The organism is Gammaproteobacteria bacterium (genome assembly GCA_022450155.1).
Taxonomy (GTDB): Bacteria; Pseudomonadota; Gammaproteobacteria; order Arenicellales; family UBA868; genus REDSEA-S09-B13.
This window is the reverse complement of the sequence record JAKUQR010000012.1, coordinates 61,498-84,282: the sequence shown is the minus strand read 5'-3', so window position 1 is coordinate 84,282 and position 22,785 is coordinate 61,498. Positions and strand designations below refer to the sequence as shown.

Below are 22,785 nucleotides of genomic sequence, written 5' to 3'. Positions count from 1 at the left end.
CCGGAACAAAACACAATGCTAACGTTAACATTCAACCCTGATGAATATCGTCGAGCTTATTCCACCTGATCTGACAGCCCTGTCGACCACTGGATTGGTGCTGTTGAGCTTTCTGACCTCAGCACTGACCGCAGCCGTCGGCATAGGCGGAGGGCTCGTATTTCTGGCCGCCCTGGCTTCTTTCCTCCCACCATTGGTGGTTCTGCCCGTACATGGTGTGGTTCAGTTTGGATCCAACGGCGGCCGGGCCAGTCTGATGTATGAGCATATCGACTGGTCTGTCACAGGGTACTTTCTGCTGGGTTCTATCCTTGGCGTCATCGTCGCCGGCCGAGTTTTTGTCGCACTCCCAGTCGAAGTCCTGCGCGGGCTCCTGGGTTTTTTTGTGCTGTATTCTGTCTGGACGCCGAAACTACGCCCTTCCAGCATACCTCTGCCGGGTTTCCTCGGTGTCGGCGCCGTCACCAGTTTCGCCAGCCTATTTGTCGGCGGCACCGGCCCCCTGGTTTCAGCGTTTCTCTCGCCCGAACATCTGGGCCGCAAAAAGCTGGTGGCGACCCATGCGATCTGTATGACAGTACAGCACGGGCTGAAAGGCGTGATATTCGGTTTTCTGGGTTTTCAGTTCCTGCCGTGGCTGCCGGCACTGCTGGTCATGATACTCAGTGGCTTTCTCGGCACGCTCACGGGCAGGCGTATTCTTCATCGTCTGCCGGAAAAGCTGTTTACGCAACTGTTCCGCGCAATACTGACCGTACTGGGTGTGCGACTGCTTCTACTGGCATTTATCGGGTAGTCATCAAGACACGGAACGCACGACATGATGAACAGGAATCGACCGCGCTGGCCCGGCCCAGAAAGCCGACCGACCACGCTGGCGGGTATGCGGGAGCGCATGCAGCATTTCCGCAGTGACGAAAGCGAACAGCGGGCAGATGAGACACTCGTGCAAGCGAATGACGTGTTTATCGCCACCTATCCCAAGTGCGGAACGACACTGCTGCAGCAGATGCTGCACACGTTACGGACCCGGGGCGATATGAGTTTCGAGGAAATTACAGAAGTGGTGCCCTGGTTTGAATCTGCCTGGGATATCGGCATCGACCCCGGCGCCGAACAAGTCGCATCCCCTCGTGTTTTCAAGACACACCGGTCTGCAGACAAACTGAGCAATGTCGGTCGCTTCATTCACATGACACGTGATCCGCTGTCACTGGCGGATTCCTTCTACCGATTCTTCTCCGGCTGGGCCTTTGAGACCGGCAGCATATCGATCGAAGAATTTGCGCGGAAAATGATCCTTGGCGGCACCGGCTCGGGGCTCTACTGGCACCATGTGCTGAACTGGTGGCCACGACGGCAAGACGAAAATGTGCTGTTTCTGTGCTACGAAGACTTTCTAGACAACCCCGCAGCGATCATTGCCCGCGTTGCGCAACACGCGGGTATTGCCCTTGATCCAGAACTTGCTGAGATGACCCTACAACACACCAGTCTGAACTTCATGCGGACCCACGCGGGTAAGTTTGATGACCACCTGCTGCGCGAGCACTTGGACCCGGTTCTTGGCCTGCCGCCGGGCGGGGAAACACACAAGGTCGCCCCTGAAGGCGTACAACGTACGGAACTGTCGGCCTCTGTACACCGGCTTTTCGATCAGCGCTGGCAGGACACGATTGGCCTGAAGCTCAACTTCAAAAACTATGATGAACTGCGCCGTGCCGCTGCGCTCGATTGAACCCGGCGGAAACCGGTGCATGATCATGACCCATGACTCAATCAACCGAAACACTGACGGCCCGGCGCGATCGACTGCTCGGAGAGAACACACCGCTGTTCATGATGCTGCGCAGCTTCACTTATCTGGGCTGGTGGAACGAAAGACGCAACGAGTTCTATGTCGGCCTATATCGAGCCCGTGATTGCTGAAGCGAGGGCGGCCACGCTCGAGTTTTTCAAATCCGCCAACAGATTAGTGTTGGCTATTGATCCGGTTGGGTCGACCGGTCCCAGTAATCGGATAGTTTGTTGTGGTTCGCGATTGGAAAATCAGCCAGCGAGCAGCGAAACTGAAGGTACTCATCAACACTATCGGCCCGCGCCCACGCGCGGTACTCTTCGGCAACAATCAATGACTCCGCATAGCAGGCAAATTCGTGATACTGATCATTGCGGCTGCAATCCAGTTCATCCAGCGAGGCCGTGTCTAGTTCTCGTACGTCGATCACAGTCTCGACCTCGGGTGCGTAGCGAAAGATCTTGGTGATGTGTGGAAACGCTGTGACGAAACCTACGCCTTCATAACTCCCCTCACAAAAACGAGCTTCAAACTCTGCCATCGAAAACCGCGCATTGGCCCAGTCGTATAACGCCGGTTCATTTCGACCAACGATAGACAGCAGATAGAGCTTGAATACTGACCGCCCATCCGGCATGTTCAGCACCGTCTGTCCCGCGGTGATGCCGTGATAGGACTGGCAGGACAGAACCTGTGTCATCCGTGTGCCCGCTGGAGAATTGTTACGGTACCGGTAGTGCCATCGAGCGCCAAGGTATCTCCAGTTTTAATCCGGGCTGTTGCGTTACCCATGGCCACCACACAGGGGATGCCATATTCCCGGCCCACAATGGCCGCATGCGACAGCGTGCCGCCTTGGTCGGTGAGGCAGCCAGCAATCTTGGTAAACGCCGGGGTCCAACTCGGTGTCGTCCCTTCGCAGACCAGTATCTCGCCGGTTTGTATTTGATGAATGTCGTCGGCGCCCAGCAGTACTCGTGCAGGCCCGGTGGCCGACCCGCGACTTGCCGGCATACCGTTCAACGTAGTAGCGCTGCCCTCGATTTTAAGAGTTTCCAGAAACGCCGGTGTGAACCCGTCGAGCTCCGTCAGAATGGGATCACTCACCGATTCAGGCGGCACACCCAGAAATTTCGGTATTTGATGACGACGTTCCCGCCAGGACCAGTAGTAGTCTTTTCTTTCGCCCACCTGTGCCGAGAGTTCATTCCACCTTGTTTCACCGCGCGCCAGAGCCAGTAACTCGGGATAAAAGCAGAACACGGTGTCTTCCGGGTCCGCCAGGTCCAGCGCCTGGCCCAGGCCCAGTGCGGCTTTGCGCATCGGAATAGCCGTACGGTAATCAATGTAAAAATTGTGATCTTCATTCCACCACAGAAAATTGGCCTTACGGCAACTGTCGAGCGTCTGGTCAAATTCACGCTGCTCGGCACGACTCAGTCGTGAACGGGCCGCCTCCAGCGCATTTTCACGGTCGTCTTCAGCCAATTTGCGCTTAGCATCGAAATCAGGTCGTTCACCAGACGCCACATAGGTCCCAATAGACTGCAGAACCGGTGCGGGGTCTTCGATCCAACTGGGTGAGAGCGGATCTGCCACCGTTTCGGTGCGCCAGCCCCATTCATCCAGAAATTGATCAAAGGCCTCCGCCCAGCCCGCTGCCCCACCACCGGCAGTGCGCATTTTCGGCAGCAGATCAGCGTGGCTTTCGGTACTGGTAAACCATTGCGCAAGATCATTCTCTCTCACCAGATCCACCATTTCCCACAGTGCACGGTCGCCCTGGCTGATCCGGCTATCATATCCCTGCAGGAACGTGGCGACGTCGGCGTGCGGTATCGACAGTTCTGTACACAGATCATAAAACCCGGCATGGTTGATGAGCAGCAGGTACATGAGTTCGAAGTGCCGTTCCCAGCTCCAGCGCACGTGCTCGCGCGTATACACCAGGTAATCCCCCATCTCTTCCGGACTGCGCCCGGATGTCTCATAGGATTCGATCAAACGGTTGGCGGCCATCAGCGCATCAATCTCCTGAGTCCAGATGCGGTCAAAGTCATCAACAAACTGCGGCAGCCGCTGTGCCAACCGCTGATCGCGCGCCTTGAGAACCGCTTCTGATTCCAGAGCCAGCTCCGATCCAAACAAATGTGTGCCGGCAACCCGCATGTCATATCCATTGGTCGGCGGCAGCGGCGAGTGATGCGAGGCGTACTGCATGGCCCAGGTTAGCGCCAGTTCACAGAACATCAACCCATAGGGCGTACAGCCGTTGGGCCAGCGGTATTCCAGGACCCAGAACCCTTTGAGGTCTGCTTCAGTGAGTTTCTTAAACGGTGCGTAGTAGACCGTTTGTGCCACGTGCTCGGGTACCATTCCCGGATAACCTGGATCTCTCGCCAGTTCTTCGGCACTGATGGTGTCAATCATCGACAATTTTCTCGGCTGACCCGACTGTGACGATTTTTTTTTCATGGTGATGTGCTTTCTTGGTCAATCAGTGAGCGGGCCAGGTATCTATAAAATTCCACTAATGTACCTTCGAACGGGCTGAGGGGTCCACGTTGGGCCTTACTAGACATCATCACTTTAGCCAACTCGGTCGTCGCCTTTGCATCTTCCTCGTTCACTTTAAGGATGAGCTCTCGTCGTTCCTCAGCAATATTGGGATGTTCGCGAGCGACCTCGTTTGAGACTAGATAACCACCCAGTACTCTCGTATTGCTTATCCCCGCAGGACTGAAACTCAACCAGTTGTTGGTGTTGGGACGCATAGCCATCGTAAATGCCGGAAAGATGTACACCATATAGCCGGTATACAGGTCTTCGTCAGAAAACGTATCCAAATAACCCATCGGGTTGAAAGGATGGTCTTGACCTCCAATGTAGGCATCATCCATCCGACATCGTTGATGCGTGAAAGAACCGTCCTCCGGGCTTGCTGGTAAATACGTATTTTTCGCGGGTAACTGCCCTCCAACTGTATCTTTATGTAACCCCACGTGGTGGTAGTATTCCATGGAGTTTTCTGCCGACAACTTCCAATTACCCGCCCACTCGGTCTGGTAATGCATGATTTCTGTTTGCTCGTTGAGTCGATAATTTACGAGATACTGATTTGCTGTATGCATTTTTTCGAGGAGTGGCGGCGCACCATCATCCAAATTAATAAACAAAAATCCACACCAGGTTTCGAGCCGGTAACTTGGCAGGCTACAAAGGGACTTATCGAACACAGATGAACCTTTCATAAAAGGTGCAGCGTATAAACTCCCGTCGGTCTCATATGTCCAGGCATGGTAGGGACAAACAAAACGCTTCGTGTTTCCACTCCCTTGAGCGACGGGCATAAAGCGGTGACGGCAAATGTTCGACAATGCACGTATCACCCCATCCTGCCCATGTACGACCACTAAAGATTCATTAAGAATATCTATACAGTAATAGTCCCCCGGGGCCGGAATGTATTCCGCTCGGCCCACACAGAGCCACTCTTTTCTAAAAATAGCATCCAGTTCCAGCGCATATAAATCAACATCGGTATAAGCCTCGGGGGGAAGCGAGTAGCACGATAGATGGTCAAGAGACAAGTACTCTGACAGCGTACTCATCAACTCGTTGGATGGTGAGTTCATAGAATCAGACGATTTTCCTGTTCGCGCCCAAACTCAGTATAAAACAATAAACGGTGCTGTCGGTCACCAGTCAGTCACATACCGATTCGTACTCAGTCTATTCTGTACAACCCTCTATAAATGTTCATCCAAGTGGCTCCGGAATAACATCGAATACGAATCAAGTGAGTTTCAGTGCCCTTCGAACATCATCAAACCCGGATTCTGGATCCGTAATGTCCAACCGAATGGCTTCAATCCCGCAGGCAATTGCTCCATCGACATTCTTCTGCTGATCGTCAACAAAAACCACGGATTCAAACGAGGCGTCGAGTGCCTCCACTGCCAGCTGGTAGGCTTGTGGCTCGGGTTTCAGGATGCCCGTGTGTGTCGCATCGACAATGGCATCAAAACTGCCCAGTATCTCGAACGCGTCATACACTTCCGGCCCGTGAAAAAGTTCTAACTCATTGGTCAGTAGGCCAACTCTGCACCCTTGGGCCCGGGCTTGCCGAATCAGGGTTTCTGCTTCGGGCCGAACGGACGACTTGAAGTTCCTCAGGTCAGTGACCAGTTTACGGATGGTGATTTCTTCTCTCAATATCTGTCCGAGTTCACCACAGCGGATGTACCAGTAATCACGCTCTGAGATCTGCCCGCTCAGGTACTGCTGCCAGAATTTATCATCCGCTGAATCAAATGGGCCTGTCCAGTTGAGTGACCCGTCTGGCAGTCGATAAAGCCGTTCGATATCGCGGCATCGTTCGAAAAGCGAATACGTGATGACGCCCCCAAAATCCATTATCAGGTCACAGGGCTCCACAGGCATTGCGTCGGTTTAGTTCACTCGGACTGCGACACGCCGCTGTCAGGCTGCGGGCGACGTCTTCGTCCGGCGCTGTCGGTAATTGCGGATCTCCGACCAGACATGTACCGCGAGCGCCAGCACAATAATCACCGCGATGGTGGCCGAGACCGGTCGGTTAACGAAGTCCAGCGGCGTTTCAACCCGGGCCATGCTGGTGCGCAGCTTGGCCTCGATGATCTCGCCCAGCACCATGCCCAGAATGATCGGCACCAGCGGCCAGTTGACCCGGCGAAGCACGTAACCGAGCAGACCAAATCCAATAGCCGCCCAGCAGTCTGGTAGGCTGTTGCGGATGGAGTAAACCCCAACCAGTGCCAGCGTCAATACCACCACGCCGAGAAACCTTTCCGGCACTTTGATGACACGGATCAACAGGGGTGTAGCTATCAGTAGAAAAGCCAGCACAATAAAATTGATGAGGAATAGACATACATAAAGGCCAACCACAAATTCTGGCTGAGTCTCAAAGAGTTTTGGACCCGGAATCAGGTTGTGTACCGTGAAAACCGACAGCATCATCGCCGTCAACGCTTCACCGGGGATACCCAGCGCCAGCAATGGAATCATCGCGGCAGCTGGTACGGCATTGTTGGCGGACTCCGCCGCCACCAGGCCTTCTGAAGACCCTTTGCCGAACTTCTCCGGTGTCTTGCTGAGTTTCTGCGCCAGACCATAGGAGAAAAACTGAGCCAGGAACTCACCCACCCCAGGGATGATGCCCATGATGATCCCAAACCCGGACGAACACAGGGCGACCCGCTTAAGCCGTCGAAAGACTTCAAACAAACCAGCGAAGGGGCTGCCCGTCACCTTGGGAATCTGTCGAGGCGCATCCGAGGATTGCAAAAGGATAAACGCCTGCGAAATCGCAAACAGGCCGAGAACGGCTGGAATGAGTGCCAGACCACCGCGTAACCAGGGCAAGCCGAAAACAAAACGGTCGGTGAGCCGGAATGGTTCCATGCCAACCACCGTGATGAACACACCCATGCCAACCAGCGCGGCTGCCGCCAACGTCTGTCCACGATGGGTCAATATTACCAACACCAGTCCCAAAAGTGCCGCCATCAGGATATCCCGGCTGCCAAAGTAAGGTGCGACTGCCGCCAACTTGGGTGTGAGAAAAATCAGTGCCAGCACACTGAGGATCCCGCCAATGAAGCTGGCACTGTAGGCGAGCGACAACGCCCGACGCGGCTCTCCCCGACGGGCTATAGGGTGGCCATCATAAGTGGTCAGCGCATTAACCGGTGTGCCCGGTGTGTTGATCAGAATGGCCGGAATAGCGCCGCCATAAAGGGCAGCGCCGTAAATACCCAGTAACAGCGTCAGTCCAACCAGGGGTTCGAGCTTATAAGTTGCCGGCAGCAGTATGGCGATGGCAACCGCGGGACCGACCCCTGGAATGGCTCCGATAATGACCCCGCCAATTGCACCGATTAAAAGCGCAATCGCGACATCCCATCGCGCGATCAGCATTAACGACTCGAGCAGTAACTCGATCATGGGAAAGTTCAGAAGTTACGGATCATGAAATTTCGAATCTCCGGGGGCAGGTAACCATAGATATAACCATCCGGCAAACGGACCTGAAGCCCGGTCCTGAATAGCAGTACGATCACCAGCCCGATCAGTACTGCCGTCACTATCCATCGTACACCGCGAAACCCCACCCGCAGACTGAGCGCCGGCATAAACAGCAGCGTCGCCATCAGGTAGCCAACCCACCGGATGATGTAGACATAAACCAGAAACCACACGGCAAACTCGCAGCAGCGATGAAAGCCGGCGACGACGATACGCGGTGATTCCAACTCTATGCCAGAGCGCATCTGACGAAACGACACAACGGACAAGACGAGCGCCGGCACACCCATCACCAGCAGACCGAGGGCCGGGAAAAACCCGGGTTGCATGACCAGATCAGCGCGCTTGAGCCACCGGGTCTGACTGCCCAACTGACTCACCAGAACCAGCGTCACCAGAACAATGAATGCGGCACAGAAAAAGTTGATGGCCGCACTGGATCGGATATTGTCGGGTTGATCCATGATGCTCTCATCCAGAAACAAAGTCGGGCGGCTACGCCGCCCGACAGAGATCTCACTAATTTTGTGAGTATCTAATCCAACTGACCTAATTTTTTCATCATCGACTCAGTGGATTTCCAGTCACGGGCGATGCGTGCTTTGGCCTCGGCTGGACCTTCCCAGAAGAAGATGCCGCCAGTATTCTTGGCAACTTTTGCGACCGCATCACCGGCAATCACCCGCTTAGCCACGGCTGCGAGCTTGTCTTTGACGATCTGTGGCGTTCCCTTCTTGACAAACAGACCATTCCAAAGCGTCGGAACGTCAATACCAGGCACCTGTTCGCTCAGAGTCGCGACATTAGGTGTCACGGAAGTTCGCTGGTCACCCGTAAAAGTCGCCAGGACCTTAAGATCGTCGAGGCAGGGTAAAACCAGCTGCGCGGTGGTATTGATCACGTCAGCATCACCACTGGCCAACGTATTGCAATCGTTCATGTCGAATGCAGCATCGCTGCCAAACTCAAAGCCTAACTCCATAGCAGCCACGAACGTAGCCTTGGTTGGAATTAGGGGATGGCCAAAGTGGCCCAGGGCCACCTTGTGGGACTTGGCATACTCGGCAAGTTCAGCCATGTTGCTGTATGGGGCGTCCCCACTGGCGGCCAGCAGGAATGGATAAATGATAAAGATGCCGACCGGCTCAAACAGGTCGGGGTCCTCGAATCCCGGCACGCCGACGAGCGGACCGATGATCGGCACACCGACCACGAACGACCCGATGGTATAGCCATCAGCAGGCGCATTTGCGACCTCGGCGGCACCTGGGAACGGACCACCACCGCCACCCGGCTTGTTCACCACGGCCGCGGCAACACCGTATTCTTTCTGAAATTCTTCTGCAATCAAACGGGTTACCACATCTTCGAGATCACCCGGCGGCCAGGGCACAATAAAGGTCACCGGTTTTTCGGGATACTCAGCCCGGGCAGCTGAACCAAATACCAGAAACGACGCCAGAATACTCAGTACGACCAGCTTCAAGGTTATTTTCATGTCTTATCCTCCACAGTTGGAATTATCACAACGCACCTTACCTTTCAGTGTGCTGATTCCACAAGAATAAAAGATCTCGAGGGAGCTGCACTATTACCAGCAAGTTACATCTGCCACTTTAGTTAAGAGACCTACCTAATTCAAGACTTGGCAGCTGTTTCAGGCTCCGGCAAAGCCGACAGACAGTGCCTGTGCCAGGGAATTAATCTCCGATTCAGTGATGACCAGAGGCGGCGACATGATGATGATATTACCGGAAACGCGGATCATCGCGCCGGCCGCGAATACTCGATCGGCCAAGGCGTCGCCGAGTTGCGGGTCCAATGGGGTTTTCAATCCGCGATCAGCCACCAGCTCGATGCCCACCATCAGCCCCTTTCCTCGCACGTCGCCGATCATTTCGTGTTCTGCCTGCAGTGCTTTGAGTGAAGCCATCAACTGTTCACCTCGAGCCAATGCATTGCCGGGCAGATCTTGGCTGAACGTGACATCCAGTGTCGCGAGTGCCGCGGCACAGCCAACCGGATGGCCGGAGTAGGTATAGCCATGGCCGATGGCGCCGTCGGGACCGCTTTCCATAAACACGGTCTCAATCCGTTCATTGAGCATCACCGCGCCAAAAGGAAAGTACCCGGACGTGATGGCTTTGGCGAAACACATCATATCGGGTCTGACGCCCCAGGCCCGGGCACCGAACCAGGAACCCGTCCGGCCGAAACCCGTGACGACTTCATCGGCGATCAAGAGAATGTCGTACTTGTCGCACAACGCGCGCAGTGCCGGCCACAGATTTGGCGGAGGCACCAGGATGCCACCGGCGCCCAACACAGGTTCTGCGATAAAAGCCGCGATACTGTCTGCACCCTGATAGTTGATCTCCTGTTCGATCTGCCTGAGACAGACCTCCGTCAACTCGTCAATGTCGTCGATCCCGAACGGGTTATGGTAGAGCGACGGGAAAGGCAGCTGGATGCAACCCGGCAGCAGTGGCTCATAACTCTTGCGGAAACGGTCATTGCCATTGACTGAGGCACCACCGAAATGAGTTCCGTGATAACCCTTTTTGAAGGAGAAGAATTTCACCTTACCCGACTGCCCTGCCAGCTTCCAGAACTGGCGCGTTAACCGCAATGCAGTCTCGACACTGTCGCTGCCGCCCGAGGTAAAAAACGCTCGGCGCATACCTTCGGGTTCAAGCACACCGACCAGCCGGTCCGCCAGTTCGATCAGTCGGATGTTTGTCGTGCCTTTAAAGGCCGAATAAAAAGGCAACACGTCCAGTTGCTGGGCAATGGCCTGTTTGATCGGCACACACGAATAACCCAGGTTCACATTCCAGATGCCCCCGACCGCATCGATCACACGATGGCCTTCGTCATCCTGGATATAGACCCCTTCGGCTCCCGTGATAATTCGCGGCGGGTTTGCCTGATGAACCCCCGGGTGCGCCATCGGATGCCACACACTGCGAGCATTACGCGCTCTGATATGATCAAGATCCGGTTCAGTGCCAGCCGGAATGAGAGTTTCAGATAGGGTCGCAGGTTCAGTTGTCATGGTCCGGTTCTCCTTTGCGGTCGACTGGGCAGTTCGCAGGTGGGTATCAACACCAGATTCACCAGTGCCCAGGTCAGTGGGCCGTAGGTTAACCAATACTGGTCTACCCCGCACGTCGATTTCCTCAACTCCGGTCAGATTGGCGCCCGACCAGCACGCATCGCAACGATGTGCCTGGGCCAGGTGGAACGACAACCGGTGCCAAGGTAGAGTGCACCTGACGTTCGGGAACCACTGATCGAACAAACAGAATTCTTGCCGAGGGTATCAGGATGGCAGAACAGCGATTGTCGGGTCGTAAGGTGCTCGTCACCGGTGTAGGCCGGGCGATTGGACCGGCCATTGTGCGCCGGTTTGCGCAGTCGGGCGCCCATGTCGCCGCAGCTAACCGGACACTCAGTCGAGCACAAGCTGTTGTGGGCGACCTCACGCAGCAGGGTCTGTCGGCTTGGGCACTGCCGCTTGACCTTGAAACGCCAACCGGAGCCGCCGAGGCTGTCACTGCTGCTGCAGATCAACTCGGGGGGCTCGATATTGTGGTGCACAACGCCGGCGGCTGTCTCTGGTCGCGTCTAGAAACACTTTCAGAAGAAGATCTCGAACTGACCTTGTCAATCAATCTCAAGGCCTGTTTTCGGCTCTTAAAGGTGGCCCTGCCGTCGCTCCGCCAATCTGAACACGGTCGTTTCCTGGTCACCTCCTCAGTGACCGGGCCCAAAGTGGCCATGCCCGGTGCGGTTCATTACGGTGCAGCCAAAGCCGGCGTCAATGCTTTTGTACGTGGTGCAGCACTGGAACTGGCCAGTGACGGGATCACGGTCAATGCGGTGGAGCCGGGTTATATCCAGAAACCCGACGGGTTTCTGGCTGATCCCGCACAGCGAAGCCGGATTGAGCAATACATCCCGCTGGGCCGGCTGGGTGATCCCGATGACATCGCCTGGGCGATGGTTTATCTCGCCAGCGACGAAGCTAGTTACGTCACCGGACAGACCATCGTCGTCGACGGTGGTGCCCTGCTGCCGGAAAGTCCAGACCTGATCAGCACTGTACCGAACGAGGGCTGACCGATTCTCCGAACGGACATCTGTTGCGCCTGCAGCCCGGAGAGCAAGACCCGTCCGATTCGATGTGATACGATATTTTCATAGTCGACAAACGTTCTGTATCCCGTTTTGTGCCACTTGAAAAGTGAGAATCTCGTCTTGGACACCGAATCAGCTGAAATGGCGCTCGCCAAAGCGTGTAGTGAACACATGCACCGCGACGATCGTTGCTCACAGATGCTCGGCATGACTGTCGAAGAAAGTCGTCCCGGTTACGCATGCCTTCACATGCGGGTTCGCGAGGAGATGCTCAATGGCCACGGCAACTGTCACGGCGGCATGATCTTTACGCTAGCGGACAGTGCGTTTGCACACGCCTGTAATACGCGAAACCACATCAGCGTGGCCGTCAGTTGTCAGATCGAGTATTTGGTCGCCGTCACAACGGGTGAAATACTGGTCGCTGAAGCAGTCGAGCAGTTCCTTCAAGGCAAGAATGGCGTCTACGACGTACGGGTCGAGTCCAGCGATGGCACTCTGGTCGCCCTTTTCCGTGGCAAATCGCGCGCAATTGGTGGTGTTCTGGTCACCGAGGCCACGGCTGGAACAACGACATGACTGTTAAACAACCCCAAGAGAACGACCTGGAGCCGATCGAAACCGCGAGTGTCGATGAATTGCAGGCGCTGCAGCTTTCGAGATTGAAATGGTCACTCAACCATGCTTATGACCATTCCGCGTTATATGCTCAGAAATTTGACGCGGACGGTATACACCCGAACGATCTGACTGGCCTCGAAGACTTGAATCAATTCCCGTTTACCGACAAGGCCGATCTTCGCAAATTTTATCCATTTGAAGCATTTGCTGCCCCCATGGCAGACGTGGTGCGTGTTCATGCCTCGAGCGGAACCACTGGAAAGCCGACTGTCGTCGGCTACACCCGAAACGATATCGACCTCTGGTCAACGGTCATGGCACGGTCGATCCGGGCAGCCGGCGGCCGGGCTGATGACCTGATTCATATCAGCTATGGTTATGGGCTCTTTACCGGTGGTCTCGGGGCACACTACGGTGCCGAGAAACTGGGCGCTGCGGTGATTCCGATGTCGGGCGGTCAGACAGAAAAACAGGTCCAGCTGATCAATGATTTTCGACCGTCGATTATCATGGTGACACCGACCTACTGCCTGAACATCGCGGATGCGTTTGAACTGGCCGGTCTCGATCCCCGAAAGACCTCACTGCAGGTCGGCATCTTAGGTGCTGAGCCCTGGACCGAATCGATGCGTGACAACATTGAATCCCGAATGGGGCTTGAGGCGGTCGACATCTATGGACTGTCTGAGGTGATTGGCCCCGGTGTTGCCCAGGAATGTATTGAAACCAAGGACGGCCTGACGATCTGGGAAGATCATTTCTACCCGGAAATCGTCGACCCCGAAACCGGTGAATGCCTGAAAGAGGGAGAGCGGGGCGAACTGGTGCTGACTTCCCTGACCAAGGAAGCCTCACCCGTGATTCGTTATCGAACCCGCGACCTGACTTGCCTGATGCCCGGCTCCGCCCGAACCATGCGGCGGATGGCCAAGGTCACCGGCCGCAGTGACGACATGATGATCGTTCGCGGGGTCAACGTATTTCCTTCACAGATCGAGGAACAGGTTCTGGCCATCGAAGCCTTGAGTCCCCACTATCAGATCGAATTGTCGCGGACCGGGAGTCTTGACAAGCTCACCATCAACGTTGAACTGGATCCCATAAACGCCGCGTCCCACAAACCCGACGATGTCGCTTTATCCCTGACTCACCGCGTTAAGACCTTCATTGGAGTAACCGTCGATGTGGTGCTGCATGATGAAGGGGGTGTACCCCGATCGCAAGGTAAGGCGCAAAGGGTGATCGACAATCGCTGACCGCACGGCACCTGTTCGATTTGAGACAACAGTGCGCCAGCTGCTGTCAAATTTCAGGGTGAGACGACCGATGCGGGCAAAATCACTGCTGATCACGATCTTTGGTGACGCACTTGAGCCCAGGGGTGGGCAGGTCTGGCTGAGCAGTCTGATCGCACTCGCCCGGCCGCTGGGCGTAAGTGAACGACTGGTCCGAACTTCAGTTTACCGGCTGGCACAGGAAAAATGGCTTGAACGAACAGCCTCGGGGCGGCGCAGTTATTACGCACTGACCGATACCGGCCGTCGCCAGACGGCCGATGCCGAACACCGAATTTACGCTGCAGGCAGCCGCCGCTGGGACGGCCAGTGGCGGCTGGTGATTATTCCACAGAAAACGATCAGCCGAGCAGACCGTACCGGCCTCAAGAAGGAACTCAAGTGGCAGGGATTTGGAACGCTGACCTCAGACACGCTGATCCATCCCACAGCAGACCTTCCGCCGGTGTGCCGGGCACTGGCAGAACGGGGACTCGCGGACAAAGCCAAAGTGTTCTGCGGGCACACGATCAAGGACCGCGAATCGCCGCAATCGCTGTTGGATCGGTGCTTTGATCTGGAACAGATAGCCCGTGAATATGATCTTTTCAACCGACGGTTCGAGAACCTCTGGCGGTCGACCCGCCGCAAGAAATTATTTGATCTCGAATCGGCTTTTGCAGCCCGTACCCTGCTGATTCATGACTATCGCCGGATTCTGCTGCACGATCCGGACCTGCCTGAAGACCTTCTACCGGTTCACTGGCCCGGTACCCGAGCCAGAAAGCGCTGTGCTGCAATCTACCGTGCACTGCAGGAGGCGGCTGACCGCTGGACAGTGTCAGTATGTTGCGATGAGCCAGACCTGCTGAAGTCACCCGGCAAAGGCTACCACCAGCGGTTCAGTGGCAGTTAAAGCGCGTCAAAATCAATCACAATGCGATCGGTCAGTGGCACCGACTGGCAGGTCAGCACAAAACCTGACGAAAGGTCCGACTCTTCCAGTGCAAAGTTCAGCTGCATATTAACGCGCCCCTCGACAAGTTTCGCCCGGCAGGTCGCACATACCCCACCTTCGCAGGCATAGGGAACCTCCGGCCGGACACGTCTTACCGCTTCCAGCAGCGTATCCCTGTCACGGCTCATCTCAAAAGTCGTGGATTTGGAATCGAGTGACACCACAACGGAACAACGACCCCCCTGAGCCTGAATCGGCATGCGCTCAGGCCGGTTTTCGATGTGCTGATCCGGGGGTGTAAAAAGCTCGTAATGAATGCACGACGGTGGAACATTTTTCTCGAGCAGCGCTTCCCTGACCGCATCGATCATACCTTTGGGGCCACACAGGAAAAATTCATCGTGCTGGCCTGCAGGCACCAGGCTCTCGAGCAGGGCTTTTGCCTTGGCGCGGTCGATGCGGCCATCAAGCAGCGGCAAATTCCGGCTCTCCCGCGACAGCGTATGGACTATCGAGAGCCGGTCCATGTAGGTGTTTTTCAGCCGTTCCAGTGCCTCCCTGAATATGATACTCCCGGTCTCGCGGTTGCCGTACACCAGGGTAAACCTGCTTCGGGGCTCGCGCTCGAGTGTGGTCTTGATGATGGAGATCAAGGGTGTGATACCGCTGCCCGCTGCGAAGGCGGCATACCGCTTGCGCTGACCGGGATCCAGCGGCACATTGAAATGCCCGATCGGTGATCCCACCTCAATCTTTTCTCCGGCAGCAAGCCGGTTATGCACAAACCCAGAAAAAACGCCCTGCGGTATTGCCTTCACCGCGATACGTAATTCACCCTCGTCTACACTGCTGCAGATCGAATAAGACCGACGAATCTCGGTACCGCTTAAAGTTCGGCGCAGCGTCAGGTGTTGTCCTTGCTCAAACCGGTACTCGTTACGAAGCTGTTCTGGTACTTCGAACGCAACAGACACCGTGTCGTCTGTTTCCGACCGTACTTCAGTCACCGAGAGAGCGTGGAAGCGCACGGTGGCTAATGCGGTTTAAAGTAGTCAAACGGCTCGAGGCAGCTGTCACAACGCCACAATGCCTTGCACGCTGTTGCGCCGAAACCGGAGAGCACACGGGTTTGGTCGGAACCGCATCGGGGACAACTGATACCAGACTCCATCGGACCTGCCTCGCAGGCACGACACGCCGGGGGCGCAATCCCGCTTGCAAGCAGATGCCTGCGTCCTCGATCAGTGATCCAGTCGGTTGTCCAGGGCGGATACAACACCTGCTCAACAGCGACCTGGTCGATGCCAGCCCGCCCAAGAGCCTCATGGATGTCCTGTTCGATCACTCGCATTGCCGGACAGCCTGAATAGGTTGGCGTGATCATCACCTGCACCTGGATGTTTCCCCCTTCGTCACACACGTCAACAGCCCGGACGATCCCCAGATCGCGAATACTGACCGTCTGAATCTCGGGGTCGTAGACGCTATCCAGCGCCTCAAGCACCCGCAAACGGGTGTTTTCACCCGCCGTACTCACCATGTGGCTCCCGGGTATGCCCTCTGCAGGAACTGCATCTCGGCAAGCAGATAGCCCAGGTGCTCACTGTGCAGACCAACTCGCCCACCGCTCATCGGATTGGTGATCTCGGGCATACTCAACGTGGCTTCAGACAATACGGCGTGCACCTGCCGCTCCCATTGCGCTTGGAGATCATTCATTGCCGGAACGAGATCCCGGGCTTCCAGCGAGCGGTAAACTTCATCCACCTCAAAGAGTTCCGGCACACACGGCGTGCAGATTTCCAGGGCGTTCACCATCCGGTTGTGACTCTCTTGCGTGCCGTCACCCAGGCGCACCACCCAGCCACTGCTGTGTCGCAGGTGGTAACGCACCTCTTTGAGTGATTTAGCCGCGATCCCGGAAATTTCCCGATCGCAGCCTTTGCTCAGACCTTCCAACAACAGAAGATGATAGGCGTCAAAGAAGTATTGGCGTAACATCGTCCTGCCGAAGTCGCCGTTTGGCAGTTCGACCAGGTGCAGGTTATGCCAGTCCCGAACATCGCGTTGATAGGCCAGGTCATCCTCAGTACGCCCAGCGCCCTCTTCCATTACGGCAGCGGTCAACCACAGCCGGGCCTGTCCGATCAGATCCAGTGCGATATTCGACAGTGCCATGTCCTCTTCTAGGGTCGGCGCATCTCCTGACCATTCAGACAACCGGTGGCCCATGATCAGGACGTTGTCACCCAGACGTGTGAGCAGTTCGAAGCGGGATGAATCAGTGTCTATTTTTTTGGTCACAGGTTTTCCACACCATCGGGTACAGGATAGAACGTTGGATGACGATAAACCTTGTCTTCCGCCGGCTCGAAGAACGAACCTTCATCCTCGGGTGAGGACGCCGTGATGTCAGTCGCCGGAACAACCCAGATGCTGATCCCCTCCTGCCGTCGGGTGTAGAGATCACGGGCATTTTCAAGGGCCATCTTGGCATCGGCGGCATACAGACTGCCGGTGTGCTGATGATTGAGGCCGCGCTTAGTTCGGACAAAGACCTCCCACAGTGGCCACTGGTCCGGTGCATTGGTCATGGTGATCCTCTCTCTGTATCGGTGTACGGTTAGCAGGTTTACGCCGCTTGCTGATCGGCACCCTGTTTCTGTGCATAAGTAGCCGCAGCCTCACGAACCCAGCGGCCATTTTCATGGGCTGCTTTGCGCGTTGCCATACGCTGCAGATGACAGGGTCCGCCCCCTTTAACCACCCGCCAGAATTCATCCCAGTCGATCTCGCCAAAATCATAGTGACCACGGTCGGCGTTCCATCGTAGGTCAGGATCGGGTAGGTTCAGCCCGAGGTGTTCTGCTTGCGGTACCGTGATATCGACAAAGCGCTGGCGCAGTTCATCATTGCTCTGACGCTTGATCTTCCAGGCGGTGGAGGACCGGGTATGCGCGGAATCGCTGTCGTGCGGTCCGAACATCATGAGTGAAGGCCACCACCAGCGATTCAGTGCATCCTGAGCCATCGCCCTCTGATCAGCAGTGCCTTCGGCGAGGGTGACCATGATGCCGTACCCCTGGCGCTGGTGAAAACTCTCCTCCTTACAGATCCTGACCATTGCCCGAGCATAAGGCCCATAGGAAGTCCGACACAGACTGATCTGGTTAACGATGGCAGCACCGTCAACCAACCAACCGATCGCCCCGATATCTGCCCAGGTCAGTGTGGGGTAGTTGAAAATACTCGAGTATTTCATGCGGCCTTCATGCAGGGCCGTTACCAGTTCTTCTCGGGTAGTTCCCAGCGTCTCGGTTGCACTGTAAAGGTACAAACCGTGACCACACTCATCCTGCACCTTGGCCAATAACCCGATCTTGCGATGCAGCGTGGGTGCACGTGTGATCCAGTTGCCTTCAGGCTGCATTCCGACAACCTCGGAATGTGCGTGCTGCGCGATCTGTCGGATCAGCGTCTTGCGATAAGCATCCGGCATCCAGTCCTTGGGCTCGATCTTGGTTTCGGATTCGATCTTGGCCAGGAACCCCCGTTCGAGATCTGCGCTGTGCGTGTCTACGGCAGATTCAGACGGTTCTGGGGTATTGCTCATGCGTAGTCTCCAGAAGACTGTGTACATTGTATATGTTACAGAATTTTGTACAATATTCAAAGTTCTGTGTCATAATTTGACGATTCCCTGGTATCGGGCAATGGACTCGTTAGCGACTGGAAACGCTAGAATTTGCGGTACTTCAGGTAGGCTTGTTCGGGATCCATCCCACCCAGAATGGCATCGCGCATTTCACTTTCCGTCGACATCACCTGTTCGGTCTGACTGACCGCTTCCTCACAAACCGATGCCGGTATGACGACAATCCCATCCCGGTCAGCCATCAGATAATCACCACTGACGATGGTCACAGATCCGATGGTTATGGGTTCACCCAGGCGATCATAGGTCCAGCGCTCCACGATATCGGCTGGCGTGTTGAGATCACAGAAAACAGGAAAGCCCATTTCGAGGATGAAATCCGTGTCCCGGCACCGGCCATCCACGACATAACCGAGGGTGTTTTTGACCATCAGGGCCCGGGCGGACAGCTCCCCCATCAGCGCAATTTCCTTGGTATTCGGCTGGCAGACCAACACCTTGCCGCCTGGGACACGGGACAGCACCTGGGCCCAGGCCAACAGACTCTGGTGCCGGCTGAGCGTCCGATCGATGTGCCCCGAAATGGTGTAGATCTCTCCAGCCAGTTGCTGGGTGGGATCAAGCGCAATCAGGTTAGAAGGCAGTACACAGTTGTCATGACCCATCTGGCGCAGCACATCATGAACCGCACTGGCATAACAGGCCTGCAATCGCTGAGTCAGCGAACTCATGACGGTGGCCAGAAATTCAAGTTTGGTCGAGCGGGGGTTTGAACGATGCCTGGGTGACCCCGTTGACCGAGGCGGTCGAAATATTCTGATCTTTGTCTTCAGCGGTCAGAACATACAGCCCATAGGGGATCATTCTCAATGCAGTTTTCTTGGCATCTTCGTCCATCATATAGTCCTGTCAGGTTAAGTGAGTAACATCTTACCATCATGCACCATCGTAGCCGTTACCTACTGAACAGACAATTTAGACCCACGCCTGACGCTATAAAATTGCACCAGAACGCTGCAAGACAACGATACAAAACAAGTATGAAAACTTTTTCTTTTAAATTATATTTCGCGTACTCACTCAACTTTCGCTGAAACAATCCGCGGGCTTGATCTAATGTCAAAGACGACTTCTTTTTTTACCGATTACCTACCACAGAAACTCTCTGCCCATCCGGACCTTGCGGGCAAGGTCGATCAGATCTTTCAGTTTGATATTGACGGCTTGGGATCGTGGCATGTTGATCTGACCGTTGGAGAGGGCTCAGTTTTGACCGGACCGCATGACAATCCCGACTGTACGATCACTTGCTCAGAGGCAGCTTTCGAACAGATACTCGACAAGCCGGGCTCGGCGATGGTGCTAATGACCCAAGGAAAACTGACCGTATCTAACCTTGCAGCAGCCCTGTCACTACAGAAAATCTTCTAACGCAAAACCTCTCTGAATGTCTGCGTCGATACGCATCGTCAAGCCTGATCAGTCCAGATGTAAAACCCTTCGCCGCTTTTCCGGCCGAGTTTTCCCTCTGCCACCATCTTCCTCAGAAGCGCCGGTGGCCTGAACTGTTCTTCGCCCAGTTCACGACAAAGATAGTCACCCACAGCCAGCCGGATATCGAGTCCAACGAGATCGCCCAGTCGTAATGGGCCGATCGGGTGACGGTATCCGTGAACCATTGCCGCATCGATATCCTCGGGCGCTGCGACACCCTGCTCTACCATCCGGATCGCCTCCATGCCCAGCGCTATCCCCAGGCGAGAGCTTGCAAAGCCGGGAGAATCGTTCACAACCACCAGTTCACGATTCATGCGCAGACCAATTTCCCGGACAGCTTCGACCACCTGTTCTGACGTCTGATCTGCACGGATGATCTCCAGTAACCTGACCTTGTGCGGCGGATTGAAGAAATGCATGCCGACAACCCGTTCCGGCAAGCGACTGCTGCTGGCAATCTCAGAAACACTGAGCGACGATGTATTGGTCGCCAGAATGCTGTGGTCCGCCGCCTGATGACTGATGCGGCTGAAGACCTCCTGCTTGAGGTCCATACGTTCCGGCACAGCTTCAATGACGAGATCACACGTGTGGACAACAGAATCCAGATCGGTCGCCAGCTCAAGCCGCGATAGCGCTGCTGATCGCTGTACCTCGGAGATCTTGCCACGCGCTACGGCAGCTGCAAGATCGTGTTCGACTTCGGTAAGACTTTTCTGCAGCGTGCTTTCATCCACGTCGGTCAGCCAGGTCTGGTAACCGGCCAGTGCGGCAACGTGAGCAATTCCCCGACCCATGGTGCCTGCTCCAACAACCACTACGTTTCGACACTCCATCACTGTCACCTGTCAGTGAAAATTTATTTAGACCAGCGGAATACCGACTTGTCCATACACCTGCCCGCGACGACCACGCTCCCGATCGATCCTGAGATACAGGCTTCAGTCACCCGGCTGGTTGCCAGCGTAACCTTGGATAATCACCAGATCCGACTCCGCAGCATCGGCTCGCAGGGCTTTTGCGGATTGGTATTCGGATGAGTGATAGCAATCAAGCGCCGCCTGGTAGCTGTCGAATTCGATGACTACATTTCGTGAACGTGCTGTCCCCTCAGGCACTTCCTGTTCACCGCCACGCACGAGAAAACGGGCATTGAATTGAGCAAATGGTGCCGCATTGGCCTGAACATATTGCTGATAGGCTTCCATGTCAGAAACATCGACCCGCGCAATCCAGTACCCCTTGGCCATACGATCTTCTCCTTAAGCCGATAATCTTCAAGATACGTCCAGGACAGATAGCCTGGTCCACTTCATTACAGTGATTCGATATTGTGCCAGTTTTGGGTCGATGCCTGTACTCACCCGATAAACCCTAGGCGCAGTATCATAGACAGCTTAGCCCGAGACAGTGACCCAGAGAACTATAGATTATGTCCAAAGGCGAACAAGCGCTTTCCACGAGTCTGCCCGAAAACCCAGATGGCTTCAGGATTGCACTCGATACCTCCGGCGAGCACGCCGACATCGTCCTACAGCGCCCACCGTTGAGTGTTGTCATCATGCCGCAGCGAACAGCTGCGGCAGACTTTTGAAGCGCTAAGCTGCGATGAACGCATTCGTGTCACCGCACTCCCCTGCCGAAGGAGAACACTTTTCGTCGCATGGCAACATCCAGGGCTTCCTGGAATCCACTCCTGAAGAGGTATCGGACCTCGCGACTAATATTGCTGCACCGGCACGCTGCCTGAACAACGGATCGCTCAGATACCCGGATCTGCTGGCTCAATACGTCTGCTGCACATGATTGGAATTCAGAGGACCAAGGACATGACGTTTCGTTCCCGACGCGTCAGTGGTAGCGAAGCCAAAGACTGGGGTATGGTTCTCAATTGTGTCGACGACAGCCAGCTAGAAACAACCTTGGATAAACTGGTAGATGAACTCCGTACATTCTCCCCGTTGTCCCAGCGCACGATCAATCGTGTATTGAATGCTTCTCAAAACACGACGCTAGAAGCTGGAATTGACATCGACGGTAACGCATACGGCCGGCTCCGTTCTTCCAATGATTTTAGGGAAGGTGTCGAATCCTTTCACGCCAAGCGAAAACCGGAATTCAAAGATTCCAGAGTACTGCGCTGGGGACGCACCTGACTATGACCTCTGCTACGATGACCGAAAAAAGAAGTCGGGCCGTACAACCCGACGAAGGCGAAAGCTACTGGCAACCCGTTCCGACCAACGGGTTTGTAGAACTTGCAGTAGCACAAGCCGTGAATAGCAACGGCCCGGGATTCGATGTCGGCATACAGGAGGTGGCCCCCGAATGCTCAGTGCGAGAGCACGTCCACGACCACCACGAAGAAGTGATCATCGTACTAGAAGGTGATGGCACCGCAACGATCGACGGCGAGGTACATCCAATGCACACCGGTACCATCTTGTATTTGGCACCCGGTAGCCGGCATCAATTCATAAACCAGGGCAATATCCCTCTGCGGTTCTGCTTTGTCCTCACACCTGGCGGGCTGAAGGACTTTTTCTCAGCCGTCGGGCGGCCCAGAATGCCCGGTGAAAACGCGCCGGAACCCTTTGAACGCCCAGCGGACGTGAAGTCCATTGAAAAACGCACGGTATTTGGATCCGCTGACTGAGCGTTGGGATCCCTCTGCAACTAGCCCCGGTAGGTCAAAAAAATCTCTTGTGCGCCGCCACGGCCAGTGCCTTAACACCCTCGGAATCCGACGGTCTTCCCGGCACATGCACCTCCG

Annotated in this window: 26 protein-coding genes and 1 pseudogene; 10 read left to right on the top strand and 17 right to left on the bottom strand. The window is 55.4% G+C overall.

Annotated features, from left to right (window positions below; all coding sequences use genetic code 11):
- The first annotated feature begins 40 nt into the window (after nucleotides 1–40).
- From MK323_08710 to MK323_08700, 3 genes are read left to right on the top strand one after another with little or no spacing between them, the layout of a single operon-like run.
- Nucleotides 41–796 carry a sulfite exporter TauE/SafE family protein gene (locus tag MK323_08710; protein MCH2482244.1) on the top strand — a complete coding sequence of 252 codons (756 nt, stop codon included), beginning with the start codon at nucleotides 41–43 and terminating at the stop codon, nucleotides 794–796.
- Nucleotides 797–820: 24 nt separating this feature from the next.
- Nucleotides 821–1,738, top strand: a complete 918-nt coding sequence (locus tag MK323_08705) for a sulfotransferase domain-containing protein (GenBank protein ID MCH2482243.1) — start codon at nucleotides 821–823, stop codon at nucleotides 1,736–1,738.
- A 32-nt stretch (nucleotides 1,739–1,770) separates the two neighbouring features.
- Nucleotides 1,771–1,929 (top strand): hypothetical protein, encoded by a 159-nt coding sequence (locus tag MK323_08700; GenBank protein MCH2482242.1) that lies wholly within the window; start codon nucleotides 1,771–1,773, stop codon nucleotides 1,927–1,929.
- Nucleotides 1,930–1,982: 53 nt separating this feature from the next.
- Here the strand turns inward: MK323_08700 and MK323_08695 are convergent, their stop codons facing one another.
- The 8 genes from MK323_08695 to MK323_08660 form a co-directional block, all read right to left on the bottom strand.
- Nucleotides 1,983–2,498 (bottom strand): hypothetical protein, encoded by a 516-nt coding sequence (locus MK323_08695; protein ID MCH2482241.1) that lies wholly within the window; start codon nucleotides 2,496–2,498, stop codon nucleotides 1,983–1,985.
- Nucleotides 2,495–4,228, bottom strand: coding sequence for a PEP-utilizing enzyme (locus MK323_08690; protein ID MCH2482240.1), 1,734 nt, complete (start codon nucleotides 4,226–4,228; stop codon nucleotides 2,495–2,497). The genes MK323_08695 and MK323_08690 overlap by 4 nt, the downstream gene beginning before the upstream one ends.
- A gap of 41 nt (nucleotides 4,229–4,269) precedes the next feature.
- Entirely contained in the window at nucleotides 4,270–5,433 is a 1,164-nt protein-coding gene (locus tag MK323_08685) for an aromatic ring-hydroxylating dioxygenase subunit alpha (GenBank protein MCH2482239.1), read from the bottom strand.
- Between the two features lie 160 nt (nucleotides 5,434–5,593).
- Entirely contained in the window at nucleotides 5,594–6,241 is a 648-nt protein-coding gene (locus MK323_08680; GenBank protein MCH2482238.1) for an HAD-IA family hydrolase, read from the bottom strand.
- A 39-nt stretch (nucleotides 6,242–6,280) separates the two neighbouring features.
- On the bottom strand, nucleotides 6,281–7,783 hold the full coding sequence (locus MK323_08675) for a tripartite tricarboxylate transporter permease (GenBank protein MCH2482237.1): 1,503 nt from the start codon (nucleotides 7,781–7,783) through the stop codon (nucleotides 6,281–6,283).
- A gap of 11 nt (nucleotides 7,784–7,794) precedes the next feature.
- Nucleotides 7,795–8,331, bottom strand: a complete 537-nt coding sequence (locus tag MK323_08670; GenBank protein MCH2482236.1) for a tripartite tricarboxylate transporter TctB family protein — start codon at nucleotides 8,329–8,331, stop codon at nucleotides 7,795–7,797.
- A 71-nt stretch (nucleotides 8,332–8,402) separates the two neighbouring features.
- Nucleotides 8,403–9,365, bottom strand: a complete 963-nt coding sequence (locus tag MK323_08665; GenBank protein MCH2482235.1) for a tripartite tricarboxylate transporter substrate binding protein — start codon at nucleotides 9,363–9,365, stop codon at nucleotides 8,403–8,405.
- 159 nt (nucleotides 9,366–9,524) lie between these two features.
- A complete protein-coding gene (locus MK323_08660) occupies nucleotides 9,525–10,817 on the bottom strand; it encodes an aminotransferase class III-fold pyridoxal phosphate-dependent enzyme (GenBank protein MCH2482234.1) in 1,293 nt (430 codons plus the stop codon).
- A gap of 377 nt (nucleotides 10,818–11,194) precedes the next feature.
- Here MK323_08660 and MK323_08655 point away from each other — a divergent pair, with 377 nt between their 5' ends.
- From MK323_08655 to paaX, 4 genes are all read left to right on the top strand, one after another.
- Nucleotides 11,195–11,989, top strand: a complete 795-nt coding sequence (locus tag MK323_08655; GenBank protein MCH2482233.1) for an SDR family oxidoreductase — start codon at nucleotides 11,195–11,197, stop codon at nucleotides 11,987–11,989.
- A gap of 159 nt (nucleotides 11,990–12,148) precedes the next feature.
- Entirely contained in the window at nucleotides 12,149–12,586 is a 438-nt protein-coding gene (paaI, locus tag MK323_08650) for a hydroxyphenylacetyl-CoA thioesterase PaaI (GenBank protein ID MCH2482232.1), read from the top strand.
- The gene (gene paaF / locus MK323_08645) at nucleotides 12,583–13,884 is read left to right on the top strand and encodes a phenylacetate--CoA ligase (protein MCH2482231.1); all 1,302 of its coding nucleotides are present in this window, start codon (nucleotides 12,583–12,585) and stop codon (nucleotides 13,882–13,884) included. Before paaI ends, paaF begins: the two co-directional genes overlap by 4 nt.
- A 70-nt stretch (nucleotides 13,885–13,954) precedes the next feature.
- The gene (paaX, locus tag MK323_08640) at nucleotides 13,955–14,818 is read left to right on the top strand and encodes a phenylacetic acid degradation operon negative regulatory protein PaaX (protein MCH2482230.1); all 864 of its coding nucleotides are present in this window, start codon (nucleotides 13,955–13,957) and stop codon (nucleotides 14,816–14,818) included.
- On the opposite strand, the gene paaK is transcribed toward paaX, so the two are convergent.
- The 7 genes from paaK to MK323_08605 all read right to left on the bottom strand — a co-directional run bounded on the left by paaK (nucleotide 14,815) and on the right by MK323_08605 (nucleotide 19,412).
- Nucleotides 14,815–15,867: a phenylacetate-CoA oxygenase/reductase subunit PaaK gene (gene paaK, locus MK323_08635; GenBank protein MCH2482229.1), complete on the bottom strand. Its 1,053-nt coding sequence runs from the start codon at nucleotides 15,865–15,867 to the stop codon at nucleotides 14,815–14,817. The two genes, paaX and paaK, sit on opposite strands and share 4 nt — an antisense overlap.
- Before the next feature lie 26 nt (nucleotides 15,868–15,893).
- Nucleotides 15,894–16,400 carry a phenylacetate-CoA oxygenase subunit PaaJ gene (gene paaJ / locus MK323_08630; GenBank protein ID MCH2482228.1) on the bottom strand — a complete coding sequence of 169 codons (507 nt, stop codon included), beginning with the start codon at nucleotides 16,398–16,400 and terminating at the stop codon, nucleotides 15,894–15,896.
- Nucleotides 16,394–17,092, bottom strand: a complete 699-nt coding sequence (paaC, locus tag MK323_08625) for a phenylacetate-CoA oxygenase subunit PaaC (protein ID MCH2482227.1) — start codon at nucleotides 17,090–17,092, stop codon at nucleotides 16,394–16,396. Before paaC ends, paaJ begins: the two co-directional genes overlap by 7 nt.
- A 68-nt stretch (nucleotides 17,093–17,160) precedes the next feature.
- Nucleotides 17,161–17,454, bottom strand: a complete 294-nt coding sequence (paaB, locus tag MK323_08620; protein ID MCH2482226.1) for a 1,2-phenylacetyl-CoA epoxidase subunit B — start codon at nucleotides 17,452–17,454, stop codon at nucleotides 17,161–17,163.
- A gap of 38 nt (nucleotides 17,455–17,492) precedes the next feature.
- A complete protein-coding gene (paaA, locus tag MK323_08615; GenBank protein MCH2482225.1) occupies nucleotides 17,493–18,473 on the bottom strand; it encodes a 1,2-phenylacetyl-CoA epoxidase subunit A in 981 nt (326 codons plus the stop codon).
- A gap of 125 nt (nucleotides 18,474–18,598) precedes the next feature.
- Nucleotides 18,599–19,246 carry an RraA family protein gene (locus MK323_08610; protein MCH2482224.1) on the bottom strand — a complete coding sequence of 216 codons (648 nt, stop codon included), beginning with the start codon at nucleotides 19,244–19,246 and terminating at the stop codon, nucleotides 18,599–18,601.
- Between the two features lie 16 nt (nucleotides 19,247–19,262).
- Entirely contained in the window at nucleotides 19,263–19,412 is a 150-nt protein-coding gene (locus tag MK323_08605) for a flavin reductase family protein (protein MCH2482223.1), read from the bottom strand.
- 219 nt (nucleotides 19,413–19,631) lie between these two features.
- Between MK323_08605 and MK323_08600 the strand changes: the two genes are divergently transcribed.
- On the top strand, nucleotides 19,632–19,946 hold the full coding sequence (locus MK323_08600) for an SCP2 sterol-binding domain-containing protein (protein MCH2482222.1): 315 nt from the start codon (nucleotides 19,632–19,634) through the stop codon (nucleotides 19,944–19,946).
- Nucleotides 19,947–19,984: 38 nt separating this feature from the next.
- On the opposite strand, the gene MK323_08595 is transcribed toward MK323_08600, so the two are convergent.
- Together MK323_08595 and MK323_08590 are read right to left on the bottom strand one after the other, a co-directional pair.
- Nucleotides 19,985–20,848 carry a 3-hydroxyacyl-CoA dehydrogenase family protein gene (locus MK323_08595; protein MCH2482221.1) on the bottom strand — a complete coding sequence of 288 codons (864 nt, stop codon included), beginning with the start codon at nucleotides 20,846–20,848 and terminating at the stop codon, nucleotides 19,985–19,987.
- A gap of 105 nt (nucleotides 20,849–20,953) precedes the next feature.
- A complete protein-coding gene (locus MK323_08590; GenBank protein ID MCH2482220.1) occupies nucleotides 20,954–21,262 on the bottom strand; it encodes a DUF1330 domain-containing protein in 309 nt (102 codons plus the stop codon).
- Nucleotides 21,263–21,444: 182 nt separating this feature from the next.
- On the opposite strand from MK323_08590, the pseudogene MK323_08585 reads away from it, so the two are divergent.
- A pseudogene (locus MK323_08585) lies at nucleotides 21,445–22,168 on the top strand (enoyl-CoA hydratase-related protein).
- A 17-nt stretch (nucleotides 22,169–22,185) separates the two neighbouring features.
- Complete coding sequence (locus tag MK323_08580) at nucleotides 22,186–22,668, top strand: cupin domain-containing protein (GenBank protein ID MCH2482219.1); 483 nt, start codon at nucleotides 22,186–22,188, stop codon at nucleotides 22,666–22,668.
- The last annotated feature ends 117 nt before the right edge of the window (nucleotides 22,669–22,785 follow it).